General features: G+C 62.4%; 16 protein-coding genes. 7 read left to right on the plus strand and 9 right to left on the minus strand.

From position 1 onward, the window contains the following. Positions 1-49: 49 nt before the first annotated feature. Positions 50-1,069: a zinc-binding dehydrogenase gene (locus AC1RQP_RS17705; RefSeq protein ID WP_492937917.1), complete on the plus strand. Its 1,020-nt coding sequence runs from the start codon at positions 50-52 to the stop codon at positions 1,067-1,069. 50 nt (positions 1,070-1,119) lie between these two features. On the opposite strand, the gene AC1RQP_RS17710 is transcribed toward AC1RQP_RS17705, so the two are convergent. Genes AC1RQP_RS17710 through AC1RQP_RS17730 form a run of 5 tightly spaced genes read right to left on the minus strand, consistent with a single transcriptional unit; the run spans position 1,120 to position 5,664 of the window. Continuing rightward, positions 1,120-2,331, minus strand: coding sequence for an ABC transporter substrate-binding protein (locus tag AC1RQP_RS17710; RefSeq protein ID WP_459606356.1), 1,212 nt, complete (start codon positions 2,329-2,331; stop codon positions 1,120-1,122). A 36-nt stretch (positions 2,332-2,367) separates the two neighbouring features. Then, positions 2,368-3,063, minus strand: a complete 696-nt coding sequence (locus tag AC1RQP_RS17715) for an ABC transporter ATP-binding protein (RefSeq protein ID WP_061879122.1) — start codon at positions 3,061-3,063, stop codon at positions 2,368-2,370. Then, the gene (locus tag AC1RQP_RS17720) at positions 3,060-3,758 is read right to left on the minus strand and encodes an ABC transporter ATP-binding protein (protein WP_492937918.1); all 699 of its coding nucleotides are present in this window, start codon (positions 3,756-3,758) and stop codon (positions 3,060-3,062) included. Before AC1RQP_RS17720 ends, AC1RQP_RS17715 begins: the two co-directional genes overlap by 4 nt. A 2-nt stretch (positions 3,759-3,760) precedes the next feature. Then, positions 3,761-4,765 carry a branched-chain amino acid ABC transporter permease gene (locus tag AC1RQP_RS17725; protein WP_492937919.1) on the minus strand — a complete coding sequence of 335 codons (1,005 nt, stop codon included), beginning with the start codon at positions 4,763-4,765 and terminating at the stop codon, positions 3,761-3,763. A 41-nt stretch (positions 4,766-4,806) separates the two neighbouring features. After that, positions 4,807-5,664 carry a branched-chain amino acid ABC transporter permease gene (locus AC1RQP_RS17730; protein ID WP_061879125.1) on the minus strand — a complete coding sequence of 286 codons (858 nt, stop codon included), beginning with the start codon at positions 5,662-5,664 and terminating at the stop codon, positions 4,807-4,809. A gap of 338 nt (positions 5,665-6,002) precedes the next feature. On the opposite strand from AC1RQP_RS17730, the gene AC1RQP_RS17735 reads away from it, so the two are divergent. Continuing rightward, positions 6,003-6,869 (plus strand): MaoC/PaaZ C-terminal domain-containing protein, encoded by an 867-nt coding sequence (locus tag AC1RQP_RS17735; protein WP_492937920.1) that lies wholly within the window; start codon positions 6,003-6,005, stop codon positions 6,867-6,869. 410 nt (positions 6,870-7,279) lie between these two features. On the opposite strand, the gene AC1RQP_RS17740 is transcribed toward AC1RQP_RS17735, so the two are convergent. The 4 genes from AC1RQP_RS17740 to AC1RQP_RS17755 form a co-directional block, all read right to left on the minus strand. Then, positions 7,280-8,059 (minus strand): SDR family NAD(P)-dependent oxidoreductase, encoded by a 780-nt coding sequence (locus AC1RQP_RS17740; RefSeq protein ID WP_492937921.1) that lies wholly within the window; start codon positions 8,057-8,059, stop codon positions 7,280-7,282. 28 nt (positions 8,060-8,087) lie between these two features. Next, on the minus strand, positions 8,088-9,305 hold the full coding sequence (locus AC1RQP_RS17745) for an ABC transporter substrate-binding protein (RefSeq protein WP_492937922.1): 1,218 nt from the start codon (positions 9,303-9,305) through the stop codon (positions 8,088-8,090). A gap of 65 nt (positions 9,306-9,370) precedes the next feature. Beyond that, positions 9,371-9,772 carry a hypothetical protein gene (locus AC1RQP_RS17750; protein WP_492937923.1) on the minus strand — a complete coding sequence of 134 codons (402 nt, stop codon included), beginning with the start codon at positions 9,770-9,772 and terminating at the stop codon, positions 9,371-9,373. 73 nt (positions 9,773-9,845) lie between these two features. Beyond that, entirely contained in the window at positions 9,846-10,883 is a 1,038-nt protein-coding gene (locus tag AC1RQP_RS17755) for an amidohydrolase family protein (protein WP_492937924.1), read from the minus strand. 168 nt (positions 10,884-11,051) lie between these two features. Between AC1RQP_RS17755 and AC1RQP_RS17760 the strand changes: the two genes are divergently transcribed. The 5 genes from AC1RQP_RS17760 to AC1RQP_RS17780 are packed head-to-tail and all read left to right on the plus strand — an operon-like array spanning position 11,052 to position 15,311. Further along, complete coding sequence (locus AC1RQP_RS17760; protein ID WP_492937925.1) at positions 11,052-12,344, plus strand: aromatic ring-hydroxylating oxygenase subunit alpha; 1,293 nt, start codon at positions 11,052-11,054, stop codon at positions 12,342-12,344. 11 nt (positions 12,345-12,355) lie between these two features. Next, positions 12,356-12,841, plus strand: coding sequence for an aromatic-ring-hydroxylating dioxygenase subunit beta (locus AC1RQP_RS17765; protein ID WP_061879133.1), 486 nt, complete (start codon positions 12,356-12,358; stop codon positions 12,839-12,841). A 15-nt stretch (positions 12,842-12,856) separates the two neighbouring features. Next, complete coding sequence (locus tag AC1RQP_RS17770; protein ID WP_492937926.1) at positions 12,857-13,618, plus strand: SDR family NAD(P)-dependent oxidoreductase; 762 nt, start codon at positions 12,857-12,859, stop codon at positions 13,616-13,618. A gap of 56 nt (positions 13,619-13,674) precedes the next feature. Beyond that, positions 13,675-14,418 carry a TetR/AcrR family transcriptional regulator gene (locus AC1RQP_RS17775; protein WP_459606346.1) on the plus strand — a complete coding sequence of 248 codons (744 nt, stop codon included), beginning with the start codon at positions 13,675-13,677 and terminating at the stop codon, positions 14,416-14,418. Next, the gene (locus AC1RQP_RS17780; protein ID WP_459606345.1) at positions 14,415-15,311 is read left to right on the plus strand and encodes a VOC family protein; all 897 of its coding nucleotides are present in this window, start codon (positions 14,415-14,417) and stop codon (positions 15,309-15,311) included. Before AC1RQP_RS17775 ends, AC1RQP_RS17780 begins: the two co-directional genes overlap by 4 nt. Positions 15,312-15,329 lie beyond the last annotated feature (18 nt).

Below are 15,329 nucleotides of genomic sequence, written 5' to 3' on the forward strand. Positions count from 1 at the left end.
AGCATCCTAATACGAAGAAGATCTCGAAAGCCGGACAGGGAAGACGCGAATGAAGGCAGCAGTTCTAGAGCGACGCGGAGCAGATGGTCTGAGCTGGCGTGAGTTTCCTGACCCCGCTCCGAGGCCGGGCGAGTCGATCCTGAAGGTTGCCGCATCGTCGCTCAATCGCGTGGATCTCTACATGCGCGACAACGGCGCTGGCATTACGCATACGCTCCCGCAGGTCCTCGGCGTCGAGGCCGCAGGCGAAATCGTCGAGACCGAGCCCAGCAGCGGATTGCGCAGGGGCGCAAAGGCGATCCTCTACTCCGTCGCATTCTGCGGCAAGTGCCGCTATTGCGAGGCCGGCGACCAGCCGCTCTGCGTCAGCGCGCGGTTGATGGGAGAGCATCGCCACGGCGGCTTCGCCCAATATGTTGCCATGCCCAATCGCTGCTTTTTTGAGCTGCCGGACGAGGCGGACCTGGCCTCGGCCGGGTCGCTGATGGTCGGGCATCTGACGGCATGGCGAATGATCTTCGGCAAGCGCGCACTTCAGCCGGGCGAAAGCGCTCTCATTGTCGGCATCGGCGGAGGGGTCGCTGTCGCTTGCCTTCAACTCGCCCTTCTCGTGGGAGCTCGCGTCTACGTTACATCCTCGGGCGATGCGAAAATCGCACGTGCGATGTCCCTGGGTGCCTCGGGCGGGGTCAACTACACCAGGGACCCGGTTTCCAGCTCAATACTGGAACTAAGCGGCGGCGGCGTCGACATGGTGATCGACTCCGTCGGGCAGTCGAGCTGGGGCGAGTCTCTGAAGTCGCTTCGTCGGGGAGGCAGGATCGTCACCTGCGGAGCGACGAGCGGCTCAAATCCCTCCGCAGATCTGCAGCGCCTCTTCATTCGGCAGCTTGAGGTGTACGGCTCGACGGGCGGCAGCGTCGGCGAGTTTCGTCAGCTGCTCGACGTCTTCAACCGCGGGCTGATCAAGCCTGTCACCGATGAGACGTTCGAGATGGCTGACATCCGCTCCGCCTGTGCTCGCCTGGCGGCCGGTTCTCAGTTTGGAAAGATCTCGCTCCAGACTTGAAACCATTGGTGAAAGCCCGCGGCTGCACACCGCGGGCTTTCTGTCGTCGGTCACATCTTGCAGGCGGGATCGACCGCCGGGATGATATCGGAGCCGGCCTCGATCTTCTTGATCTCATAGGTGGGCTTGCCTTCAGAACCGGTGACGATCTGGTTGATGGCCATCGGACGTATGGTTTGATGGTCTCCTGCCCGGATTTCGACATCACCCAGAACTGTCGTGGCCTTCAGGCCTTCGAGCGCGGAGCGCAAGGCATTGACATCGGTTGACTTCGACTTGTTGAGGGCAGCAGCCATCAGCTCGATCGCAGCGTATTGGTCGGCAGCGGTATAGGGAGGCAATTGGCCGTTGTACTTCTCCTTCCAGGCCTTGACGAACGCTTCTGCCTTCGCGCCCGGAAAACCCGGCACGAAGCCAAGCGGCTGATAGACGCCCAGCACGGATTCACCCATCGCAGGAAGCACCTGCGGAATCACGAACGAGTTGCCGAGCACCATCTTGTACTTCTTGAACAGGCCGAACTGTTGCTGCTGCTTCGCAAGGTTGATCGCATCGCTTCCGAATATGGTGACGAAGAGCCCTTCCGCTGGATCGTTGCCCAACTCCGAGATCCTCGCGCCGAAGTCGGCCGTTCCGGACGGCGCGAACAGGACTTTTCCGACCGAACCGCCGAGGCCGGCGACCAGCGTCTTGAACTTGTCCGCGGCGTCGCGTCCGGCTGCGTAGTCAACCGCAAGAATGTCCCATTTCTTGACGCCCTGCGTCTTCAGGAAGTCCTTGACCGCTCCCATGATGATGGAGTCGCTCACATTGACGCGGAACAGGTTCGTCGAGCAGCCCTTCCCCGTGAGGCCATCCGCCTGGGCGAACACCTCCAGCATCAATGCTTTCAGCGCCGGCAGCTTGGCAGCAAGCGCCGGCGAAACGGCCGAGGTGTCCATGCCGGTGATGAAGACGGCTCCGTTCTTCTGGATCGCTCTCGTCGCGCCGTCGACCGCTGTATCGGGGGTGCCGGGATAGGTGATGAAATCAGCCTCGAGCTTCTTTCCCATGACGCCGCCCGCCGCGTTGACATGCTCGATCGCGAGGTTGACGGCGTTGGTCTGGCTTTCCTTAAGGCCAGCTAGTGGACCGCTGTCGATCAAGAGGACGCCGACCTTCACGGACTCTTGCGCCGATGCTGCCCCGGCGACCAGACCCAAGGTGGCACCGAGCGTCGCCAGTTGGATCGACCGAAGGACAGATTGACCGAAACTTCTCATATGCTTCCCTCCTCTTCTGATGATTGATTGCTCGCCTTACAAGGCCATGAGCGCCTGGTTTTCGGCGGCGCCTATCAGCTCGATCGGTCCCGCCCCGACAACCTCTCCCTTGGAGAGGATCACGAAGCGCTCGGCTGCTCGTTTCACGAGACTCAAATGCTGTTCGACCACAAGAACGCCCGTGCCGGCCTTGCGGATGTCGATCAAGGTATCGACCAAGCCGTCGACGAGCACCGGTGAAAGCCCCTCCGAGGGCTCGTCGAGCAGAAGCAAGTTCGGGTTGGCCATCAGTGCGCGGCCGATCGCCAGCATCTGCTGCTGACCGCCGCTGAGCATCGTTCCCATCTGGCCGGCCCGTTCCTCCAGAACCGGAAACAGCTTGAAGATGCTGCGCAGGTCCCATGGCCCGGCCCGGCCGGTCGCCTTGCCGAGAAGCAGGTTTTCCCTGACGGTCAGATTCGGCAGGAGCCGGCGTCCTTGGGGCGCGATCGAGATGCCCAGCTTGGCGGCCGCATATCCTGGCATCCGCTCAATGCGGGTGTCGCCGACCCAAATCGCGCCGCCGGTGACGTTCGTTTCCCGAAACAGGGAGAGCAACAGAGTCGATTTTCCGGCGCCGTTGCGGCCCACAACCGCCACCGACTCCCCGGCTTCGATCGTCAGGTCGGCGCCGTGCAGCACCGTCGATGCACCGTAGCCGGCGAACAACGCTTCGATCCGGAGCAGGCTCATGCCGCGCTCCCAAGATATGCAGCGATCACTCGGCTATCCTTGCGGATCTCGGCGGGCGTCCCGGTGGCCAAATGCCGTCCGAGGTCGAGTACCGTAACCATGCCACAGCAGGCGAACACGGCTTCGACATCATGCTCGACGACCACGGCAACAATCTTCTGTTCGCTGACGAGCGCGCGAAGATGTTCGAACAGCCGTAAGGTTTCGACCGCCGACAAGCCCGCGCCCGGCTCGTCCATGAGAAGGATGTTGGGCCGACCGAGGAGCGCCAAGGCGACGTCGACCCTGCGCTGCACGCCGTATGCGATCCGGCCGGCCTGCTGATCGAGATAGGACCCTAGATCCATGAGGCGGATGATGTCGTCCAGCCGGTCGTCACCGAGATGCGCGGCGACCAGCTCAAGCTGCTCTCGGACGGTCAGGTCGGGAAAGATGCTCGTGCGCTGGAACGAGCGCGACATGCCATTGCGTCGCCGCCAGGCCACCGACCGCTTTGTAATGTCCTCTCCCCGATAGCGAACCAAGCCGGCGGTGGGACGCCGCCGGCCGCAGGCCGCGTCGAGCAAGGTGGACTTGCCCGCTCCGTTCGGGCCGATGATCCCATGCAGGACGCCTTGATCATGCACGTCGAGATCGACGTCTGCAAGCGCTCGAAGCGAGCCATAGTTGACCGATAGTCCCTCGATCTTCAGCATGTTCAGGTCTTCCCTCGCGGACGATCGATACCCGGCAAGACGCGTCGCACGGCCGCAACGAGACCTCCGACGACTCCGCGCGGAAACACCACGATGAAGAGCACGATCGCTACACCGGTCAGCAACTGCGTTGCGCCCCGCGCTCCGAACTCATCCTGCGCGAACGCAAAGATCAAGCCGCCGGCCAAGGGCCCGACCGATCCGGCGGTGCCGCCCATGAGCGCGGCGACCAGCGCATTCGTGCTCACCCCGAGACCAAGGCTTTCCGGCGACACGAAGCCGGCGTTCAGGACGTGAAGCAGGCCGGAAACCGCAGCGACGGCGTTGACCAGGATGTAGGCAACGACTCGCGGGACATAGGTGTTGAACCCGGAGAAGCGCATGCGCTCCTCGTTCTGACGGACCGCGCGCAGCGTCGCGCCGAGCCTCGACCGCGAGACGCTCCAGAGCGTCACTCCTATCAACCACACTGCGGTCCAGCCGATCGGCCAGAAATGCTGCGGATTGGCGAAGTCGGCCGCTTGCATGCCCAAAATCGTCCCCTTGAAGCTGACGACGAGGCCGTCGGCGCCGCCGGTATAATCGTGCACGGCTTCCAGCATCACGACATGCCTGATCATTTCGCCGGCAGCCAGCGTCAACATCATGAAGGCGAGCGGATTGGTGCGGACGATCAATGCGCCAAGCACAGCCGCATATGCGACCACCGCTAGAAAAGCGAAGACGATCGCAGCGCCCGGGCTCATGCCCCATTCGCTCATCGCGAGCGCGAACAGATATCCGCTGCCGCCGTAAATGCTGGCCGCACCGAGCGCTACGAGACCGGCCTCGCTCATCAGGAAGGCGACACTCAATGCGAGCAAGCCCAAAAGCAGGCCTTCATTGGCCAGCTTGAGCGTGAAATCGCTCGCGAGATATCCCGGCAACACGCCTCCCAGGCCGAACAGGATCGCGCCTGCAACGATCGCAGCTGGCACACGAAAGGACGAACTCGCGTGCCCCAACATCGTGACCTCACGCAGATTCTTCTGAACAGGGGTTCCGCTGGTCAATTCAACACCCTTCCCCGACCGATCCCGCCGGGCGCGATCAGCAGCACGATCATGAGCAGCACATAGGGCACCAGCGCTGCCACATTCGGCAGAAATACCGAGCCCGCAACCTGGACGAAGCCGAACAGCAGAGCGGCAATGATCGCTCCCGCGATGCTGCCGGTGCCGCCAATCACCACGATGATGAGGCAATCGACGATCATGACGATGTCCATGCCCGGATCGATCGACAGATACGGACCGGCCAACACGCCAGCGATTCCAGCGAAGGCCGCACTGAGGCTGGTGACCAGCAAGCTCAGCTGATCGGAATTGATCCCCATCATGCGAGCGACGCCAGGATCCTGGCTGACGGCCCGGACAAACAGGCCCGAGGACGTGAATCTCAGCCAGACAGCCAGCGACACGCAGGACCCTAGCCCCATCAGGATCAGGAACACGCGGTACACGGGATAGGACAGGCCCAACACTGTGACTGATCCCGACAGGATCGCCGGCGCATCAATGCTGCGCGCCTCGCCGCCATAGATGAAGATAATGATCTGACCGAGAATGATACCGAGACCGAGCGTCACGAGCGCGACTTCGATGTGTGAACGGCTCTTGAGCGGCCGCAATACCAGAAATTCGAGAACGATCCCGACGAGGGCCAGCAGGATCGGAACGATCAGCAGCGCGAGCCAGAACCCCGTCACCTTGGCGACGGTGTAGCCAAGGTACGCACCCAACATATAGAGCGCGCCATGTCCGAAATTGATGACGTCACGCAATCCGTAGATCAATGCCAGACCGCTCGCGAGCATGATCAGGAGAGAGGCGAGCGCCAAGGAATTGGCGATGAGAAGCGCGATCAAAGTAGAGCCTCAGAACGCTGGGCGGCACCGTCGCACATGCTCAATGACCGCGCCGAAGGCGCGCGTTCTTCCTCTCGCAATTTGGCCTCCCTTTGCGCCTTGTCGAAACGGACCGGCACCGTCGTTATATTTCCCAGCTGAAGGGGTCGCCCCAAAACTGGTACACTTCTTTATTATATCTCGGCGTTCCGCGCAAACGATGTTTTGTCGCATTCTTGGCGGTTTTTGCGGTGCATTGAGGATTTGTCGCAGTACAACACAGTCTGGCGAGTACAAATCGGTACGCATATAAACCAATATTCTCACCTAGCTTCACCGGCCTTGCAGAGGACGACAGGATGAACCTCGAGAACGTCACGGCGCGCCATTTCCCGCCTATCTTCCAAACCTACGACTGGCGGTCCGCCGCGCTTTATGCGCTGAGCCTGGGAATGGGAATGGACCCGACGGACGAAGAGGAACTGCCTTACATCTACGAAGGCCGCGATCAACGACCTGTGCCGAGCATGTGCGTCACCCTCGGTTGGCCGCCCCTCTGGATCGCCGAACCGGCAATGGAGATCAGCTGGCCCCGCGTACTCCACGGCGAGCAACGGTTCGAACTTCATCGCTCTCTTCCCCTTGGCGCAACGATAAGGGCCTCGCATCGGGTGAGAGCGGTGGCCGACAAGGGTGCCGGCCGTGGCGCGGTGCTATATTTCGATACGGAGATCGAGGACGCCGCGACCGAAACGCCCTTGGCGAGCCTGACGGCCGCCAATTTCTTGCGGGACGACGGTGGCTGCGGCAATTTCGGAGACGTACCGGCCCCCTTGTCCGCATTTTCCTCTCGGGATCCCCCGGATCACGCGATCGACTATTCCACGTTGGGACAGGCCGCGCTGCTGTACCGGCTCGCCAGCCACGACTACATGCCGATTCACGCCGATCCCAAACTCGCGCGCAGCGCCGGCTTCGACCGTCCCATCGCCCACGGCCTCAACACGCTAGGCATCGCCTGCCGCGCAATCCTCAAGCTCGTCCTGCCGCACGCGCCTCACCGCCTGCGAACGATGGCCGTGCGTTTCGTCTCGCCGGCATTCCCCGGCGACACCATTCGGGTTGAGCTGTTCAGGAGACCCGAGGGGATACGCTTTCGCGCATGGGCGGTCGAGCGGCAAACCCTCGTGCTCGACCGCGGCCACTGCGAAATTTCTGATGGGTAACGAGCCTTCACCAGGATATGGCCAGGCTATCGGCCAAGTCTGGCCCGGCTGGGTCTAGTTCGTGATGGCCTGTATCCTTGGCGGGCCTCGTTCCGAACGGCGTTGCCGCACGCCCCGTCGCGTCGCCAGCGCTGACCGTTCCGTTTTCCCTGGTCTGGCGGAGCGAACCGCACAATCTGGTCGTCGACCGTTCGTGACGATCGCGCGCCAGATGACCGGCTGCGAGGCCAAATGAGCGATATGGAGAGCACGTCGTCTGGATTGGCGCAACCCGCGTCTCGGCCATCGATCTACCTCGCGCTGGCCGACATTCCCGTCCCGTCCAGCAATTTCCAGGACTTTCCTTTGAACTTTGCAAGCGGAGGGATCCGTGCGGCGCGTGATCGTCCGGCGTCGTGCTCATCGCGATCCTAGAAAACGGCGGGATAGCGCCCACCGTCCAGCATGACGTTCTGGCCAGTCAGGTAGCCCGCATGGGTGCTGCAATAGAATGCACAGACGGCGCCAAACTCCTCGACACGCCCCATGCGCTTCGCCGGGCTGCCAGCGGCGGACGCGGCGACCTCTTCGTCCAGGGTCCGGCCGCTTTTTGCGGTCAGCTTCTGGATGTTGGAGCGGAGCCGGTCGGTTTCGAACTGCTCGGGCAGGAGACTATTGATCGTCACATTCGCGCCGACGTACTGGGCTGCGATCGCCTTGGTGAACCCGGTCAGCCCGATCCGCGCCGCGACGGACAGACTCAGAGCTGCGTGCGGCTGCTTTACCATGGCCGAGGTGATGTTGATGATCCTGCCGAACTTGCGTTCGGCCATCCCGTCGATCACGGCACGGATCATCATGATCGCCGCGACCATGTTGCTGTCGGCCGCCGCCAGCCATTGCCCCCGCTCGAAGCTGTGCCAGTCGCCCACCGGCGGGCCGCCGGCATTGTTGACGAGGATATCCGGCCCGGGGCACACCGACAGTGCCGCCGCGCGTCCGGCCTCCGTGGTGATGTCACCGGAGGCGGCGGCTACCGTCACGGAAAACTTCTGACGGATGGAGGCCGCGACCTGCTCAAGCAGGTCAGAGCCCCGCGCCGTCAGCACCAAGTTGACCCCCTCGGCCGCAAGCGCCTCGGCACAAGCCCGTCCCAACCCCTTACTCGCCGCGCAGACCAGCGCGGTGCGTCCACGAATTCCGAGGTCCATTGTCAGCTCGCCACTTTTGCAGGTTGATCTAGATCTGGATGACATCGCCCTGACCGACGAATTTCTCGCCGTCGAACTGGATCAGTTCCATGGCGTGAAAGGCGGCGTAGTCCGTCGACGAGTTCGAGAGCTTGATTCCGTTCAGAAGCAAAGGCAGCGAAAGATCCTTCAGCGAGGTCGCTTGCTTCAAGAGATTCTCTCGCGTCAGCTCATCGCCGCAACGCTTCAGCACTTCGGCGATCGCACAGGCGCAATTGTAACCGGGGACCGCATTGAGATCTTCCAGATTGTATTTTGGCATGTATTCGCCAACGAATTTCTTGAAATCTTCGACTCCTGGATCGTTTGCGAAGGCCGCGTCACTGGGCGCCTTCTCCCAGCGCGCGGAATAGATACCTTTGCAATTCTCGAGACCGACGGGCACCAGCGTCTGCGCGATGCTGGCTGCGTTGGAGGCGATGATCTGAAGCGGCTTCCAGTTCGAGACCGCCACCCTGCGGATTCCCTGCGCAGCATAACGCTGGTTGGTGAACTGGATGAACGTATCCGCACCGGCCGCCTGGATCGAGATGACGGCGCTGTCTATGGTGGGATCCGTGACTTCGTGGGATTTCTCAGCAACGATCATAGTCTGAGCTTTACTGCCGAGGCCCTGCTTCAAGCCGCGCAGATAATCCCGGCCGAGGTCGTCGTTCTCGAACAGCACGCCGATCTTCGCGTCCGGCTTGTTTTCCAGCAGAAAGCGCCCGTAGATCATCCCCTGCGCGACATAAGAGGGGTATAGCGGAACGATCCACGGGAAGTTCGCGGGGTCATTAAACCGCTCCGATCCCGAGGTGAAGAACAGGTTCGGGACCTTCTTGGAGTTGAGGTACTTCTGAACGGCCGCATTGGTCGGCGTGCCCAAAGCTCCCGCAATCGCGAAGACGCCATCAGACTCGACCAGTTTTCGCGTTTGCTCGATCGTCTTCGGCGGAGAGAATGCGTTGTCGAGCGAGATCAAATTGATCTTGCGACCGTTGATGCCGCCGCGATCATTGATCATCTTGAAATAGGCCACTTGTGCCTCGCCGTAAGAGGCGATCGCCGAAACCGGGCCGCTATACGCCGCCGTCGTTCCAAGCTTGATCTCGGTGTCGGTGACGCCCTCGTCGTAGGCGGCTCGCGCCTGCCGCCACAGGAGCGGCGCGGCAATGGCGGACCCGGTGAGCGCGAGCGCGCGGCGGCGTGTGAACTTGAATGTCATGTTCTCCCCACAATCTTGCGACCCCTGGACGCGCTCTCTTTTGTTTTTGTCATCAGTCCGACGTGCTATTCGAGGAATATCGTCACCTCGGCACGGACGGACGGAAGCACCACATTATCGGTCTCTTCAAAGTCCGCGTCGCTCATCTCGACGGCCGCCGAAAAGCTGAGCGCGTCCATGTGACCGTTGAGAACGGCCGGATACGACCATTCGATCCTGGCGAGGGTGCGATCGCCGGCGCGGAATTCGATCGCGAGCGGCTCCGGATCGCTCGATCCTTGCCCGCTCTGATAGCCGTCGCCGATGCAATACATCTCGAATTGGAACGACCCGGGCGCGCGGCGCTGGATCGCGATCTCGATGTCCAGTAGGCCGAACGCTGGATCGTCCTGCGCGTCCTCATGATAGAAATAGACGAAGGGGATCCGGCCGTACCGGCTCGCGCCCCGGCTCAGATCCGACGGCACTTGGGCATCGCTCCGGCCCGGCGTCCGGGGCGGCACCGGGCCGAGCAGACACATCTGAGGGAGCGATCTGCACTCAGTCATGGGAGTGCGCCCGTAGCGTTCCGGACTTTGCGTCGGCCGCGCCCGAAAATCCCTTCACGTCGTAGACCTTGCCGAGAACGCCGAAGGCATTTTCCGTCAGGACGGCCGGGTCCAGCACGCGATGGGCGAACGCGCCGGGCTGTCGCTGCATGATCGTGAATGGGTAATCGGACCCGACCACGATGCGATCGCTTCCGACGGATTCGGCCAGGAACGACAACGACGCGGCGTCGTAGAGAATGGTGTCGTACCAGAATTTTCTGGCGATCTTCGAGGGCTCCTGCTGCATCTGGCCCTTGAGACCCAGCGACCAGCCGACATCGAGGCGCGGCAGGATCCAGGACAGCGCCCCGCCGCCGTGACTGAGTAAGACCCTCAGGCGTGGAAACCGCTCTAGAATGCCTGCCGCCAGCAAAGACACCGAGGCAAGCGCGGTTTCGAGCGGGAATATCGCAACCGCACCGAACTCCGGACCGGCCCCTATCCTCTCGACGCCGGCGGGATGCAGCGGATGGACGAAGATCGTGAGATCCATCGCTTCCGCGGCCTCGTAGAGTGGCAACAGCGTTCTACTTCCCAGCGCGACGCCGTCGATGTGCGTTCCAATTTCGAAACCGGCAAACCCTAGCGCCTTGAGTGTGGTAAGCTGGCGAACGGCGCGTGGAACGTCCTGCGCACAGACCATTCCGATGCCGGCGAAATTGCGCGGTGCGCGCGAGATCATTCCGGCGATCTGCGCGTTCATGATGTCGGCGAGGTATTCCGCGTCGTGCGGCGGCAGCCAATGCGACAGCAACTCCGGCATCGGCGAGAGCACCTGCATGTCGATGCCTTCGTCGACCATGTCCGATAGCCGCCGCTCGACGTCCCAGGAGCGCGAGTCGATTTTGCGGAAGACCTTGCCGGCGATCATTACAGCGGCCTGGTCGCCGCCGGTGAGTTGAATACTCGGCCAGCGCGCGTCGCGGGCGGAATCCGCCAGAAGACGCGAAGGCACGACGTGGGTGTGAACATCGATCACGGCGCCCACCGCGTTTCTCCCTGCTGCTTCGCCGCACCGATGTGTCCGCGGCTGCCCGCGCTCAGAGCGATCGTGTTTTTACTTTACAAACAGGATTGATTGTTTCTAATCTTGAGTCAAGACGCGTTTAAAGCGTCGGGACCGCCAAGGCGGCCCGTGACATCGAAGGGAAACGCCATGGATGCGAACAGTGCCGAGCCGGCCTTGCTAGTGGATCCCGTCCAGCGAATCTTCAAGGTCGCCCGCCGCAACTTCGTCGATCACGACATATTCGAGGCGGAGAAGGCGAGGATCTTCGACCGATGTTGGCTTTATCTCGGCCACTCCTCAGAATTGCCGAAGCCTGGCGACTTCATCACCCGCACCGTAGCGGGCCGCAACATCCTGTTCACGCGCGACGTGAAGGGCCGGCTTCGCGCCCTGATGAACACCTGCCCGCATCGCGGCGCCCAGGTCTGCCGCGAGCGGAAGGGCAACGCCAAATCGTTCCAGTGCTTCTACCACGGCTGGACTTTCAGCGCTGACGGCAAGTTGCGGGGCCAGCCGGGCGAGGAATCCTATCCCGACGACTTCAAGTCTCGCAGCACCTCGAACATGCAGCCGGTGCCGCGCTACGAGAGCTATCGCGACTTCAACTTCGTGTCCTTCGACCCGAATATCGTGTCGCTCGAGCAATATCTCGGCAACGCCAAGGAGTATCTCGACGTCATCTGCGATCAGACCGACGCGGGCATGTCGATCGTGGCCGGCAGCCAGGAATACTCGATCCGCGCCAACTGGAAGCTGCTGACCGAGAACAGTATCGACGGCTACCACGCGGTCACGACGCATGCGAGCTATTTCGACATCCTGATGAACACTACTGACAATATGAGCTCGGGCACCGGCGGCGGCTTTGGATACGATCTCGGCGGCGGACATGCCGTGCTGGAGTATGGCGCGCCGTGGGGCCGTCCCGTCGCACAATGGATTCCCGGATGGGGCGAGGCCGGCAAGACAGAAATTACCCGGCTGTACGACAAGCTTGTGGCGCAGCACGGCAAGGACCGCGCCGACCGCATCGCGCTGAAAAACCGCAACCTGTTCATTTTCCCCAACCTCGTCGTCAACGACATCATGGCCCTCACGGTGAGGACCTATTTCCCAATGGCCCCGGACTACATGGTGATCAACGCTTGGGCGCTCGCGCCGAACGACGAGACCACATGGGCGCGCAAATACCGCCTCAACAATTTCCTCGAATTCCTGGGACCCGGCGGTTTCGCGACGCCGGACGACGCTGAAGCCCTCGAGCATTGCCAGCGCGGTTTCAAGAATTCGAAAGAAGCGTTGTGGAACGACATCTCGAAGGGCATGGGCAAGGAGAACCCATCGCACAACGACGAGCTGCAGATGCGCGCGTTCTGGACGCAGTGGAATCGCCTGATGTTTCCGGGGCCGGTCCCGAACATCAAAGACGTTGCGGCTTGAGGAGGCGGAGCATGAACGCGGTCAACCGTTCGGACGTCGAGGACTTTCTGTTCGCCGAAGCCGACCTGCTCGATCAATGGCGACTGCCTGAATGGCTGACGCTGTTCACGGAGGACGCCAAATACGAGGTGCCCTGCACCGACCTCGCGCCCGACGCATCGCCTGACACCAGCCTGTTCTATATCGCCGACGACCGCGTCCGGCTTGGCGAGCGGGTCAAGCGGCTGATGAAGCGAACCGCTCACGCCGAATTCCCGCATTCAAGGACAAGCCGGATCGTCGGCAACGTCCGCATCCGTGGCCGGACCGAGCGCGAGATCGACGTGAGCTGCGTGTTCCAGACGCTGCGAACCAAGGACGGCACCACTGATCTCTATTTCGGGACCAGCAACTACAAGCTTGCGACCGATGGCGAGGGCCTCAAGATCCGGGAGAAGCGCTGCCTGCTCGGCAGCGAGGGGCTGCGCCCCTCAGGCCGCATCAGCATCGTGCTCTGACCTGACGGACAGTGGATGAACGCTCGTTTTACCAACCAGGTGGTCGTCGTCACCGGCGCCGCCAGCGGAATTGGCGCCGTCATCGCTAGGCATTTTGCCGAAGGCGGCGCTCGCCTTGTCCTGTCGGACGTCGACGACAAGCAGCTTGACGCAGTGGCGCGGGATATCGCAGCAAGCGGGCATGAGAAGCCGACGATCAAGGCCGGCGACCTCTCGAAGGAGGAGATCGCCGGCGCCCTCATCCGCACGGCAGTCGACACCCATGGAACGCTTGACGTGCTCGTGAACAATGCCGGCGGCGGCATCATCAAGCCTTTCCTCGAACATACGCCGGACACCCTACGCACGACCATCGACCGCAATCTGTGGACGACGGTGTGGTGCACGTGGCACGCCGTTCCCGTCATGAAGGAGAAGGGGTATGGCCGGGTGGTCAATATCGGCGCCGACTCGGTCCGCAACGGCCTGTGGGACCACGCCGCCTACAATGCCGCCAAGGGAGGCGTGCATGCTATCGCGACGGGCCTCGCCCGCGAGTTCGCCAAGGACGGCATCACCTTCAACGTAGTCGCACCCTGCATCGTCAATACGCCGCAAGTGCAGAAGGCCACGCTGATGTCGGCGCAGGCGCTGCAACGATTTGTCGATGTCGTCCCGATGGGCCGGGCCGGCGATATGGACGAGATCGCGTCGATGGTATGCTACCTCGCCTCGAAGGAGGCGTCGTTCGTCACCGGCCAAGTCATCAGCGTGAATGGCGGCAGCACGATGCTGTGACGGAAGTGGTCGCCGGCTCGCTGGCGAAGACGTCTCCGATCCCGAAGAGAGTGCCCATGTCGAATACCAAGGATCCCAAACCGGCCGACCAGTCCGGCGCCCGAATACTGAAGGCGCCCGCCCCGCGCCAGAAGCTCCGCTCGCGCCGCGACAGCTCGGCCGAACCGACCTATGCCCCGCGTCGGACCCAGGCTGAGCGCAGCGAGACCACGCGCAAGCTCCTGCTCGAGGCCGCAGCAAAGCTGATCCGGAAGGACGGATTCGGCGGCTTGCGGACCATCGAAGTCGCCAAGCTGGCCGGGGTCTCCCGCGGGGCCCTGCTCCACCATTTTCCGAGCAAGCACGCTCTCGTGGTGGAGCTCATGACCTACGTCAATGAAATGACCTTCGCGCAAAGCACGCGCCGCGCCCGGTTGGCCCGCAGCAGCGGCGATCTGATCAGCGAAATCATGGACGACGCCAAGGACTATTTCTTCGGGGATCACTTCTTCATCGGGCTCGCGCTCGCCATGAGCGACGAGAGCACGCGCCGGCTCAGGCACGAGACCTCGCAGTTCACGCGCCAGATCCGCTTCTCGATCGAGGCCGCCTGGCTGGATACGCTGATTGCATCGGGTCTGCCCAAACAGTCGGCCAGCGACATTCTCGCGCTGACGTTGAGCGTGGTCCGCGGATTTGCGGTGCGAACGCTGATCGAGAACGATCCCGAGCAGTTCACGCGACTGATGGGCGCCTGGCGCATGATCGTCGGCCAGCACATCGCGGCCTTGAAGTCCAAGCGATCGGGGAAGCAGAAATGACAGCGACGAAGCAGCCGCCTGCATCACCACGCGGCCCAGCGATCCAGCTCTGCTACGTCCGGCTCGCGATGCAAGCCCCGGAGCCGGCGGCGGCCTTCGCCACCAAGATTCTTGGTCTGCAGCACGTCAAGAGCGATCTGGAGCCCTTCCTCTATCGCTCCGACCAGCGTTACTATACGCTTTGTCTGGCCGGCGGCGCCGAGAAGCCGAGCATCGGCATCGAGATCGCGGACGATCGCGAGCTCGAGCGCATCGCGCAGGCGCTGGCGAGCCGCGGCTTGTCCACGCGCGAGGCATCGAAGGATGAGTGCGCCCAGCGCTTCGTCCGCCGCGCACTGATTGTCGAGGACGCCAGCGGCAACGAGATTGATCTGGTGCTGCGGCCCGCTCTGAGCGGCCGCCGCTATTTTCCGAGCCGCGACGCCGGCGTCACGGGTTTGCAGGGGGTCGGTCTGCGCAGCCGCGCGATGCAGGACGATCTCGATTTGTGGACCGCCATTCTCGGTGCCAGGATTACCGACAGGGTCGGCGAGATCGCCTACCTCGGGATCGATCAAATGCATCATCGCGTGGCGCTCTACCCATCGGACCGAGCCGGGCTCGTCTACGTCTGCTACGGGGTCGAGAGCATGGATGCCCTTATGCAAAACAACTACTTCGTCGAGGAGCGGCAGATCAGGATCGTGCACGGCCCGGGACGCGAGCCGGCCTCGCGGCAGATGTTCGTCCGGTTTGCCGGGCCGGAAGGCTACATTTTCTGCTATGGCTACGGCCTCGAGGATTTGCAGCCCGATCATCGTCCGCGGCAGTTTACGCCTGAAGCGTCCTCGCTCTGCGAATGGGGCAGCCGGTGCATCGACATCGCGGAAATGCAGCCGGCGCCAGCCGGTTGAACTGACGTCCACCGAGGA

This window comes from Bradyrhizobium sp. GW821-FHT13H06, assembly GCF_058803975.1.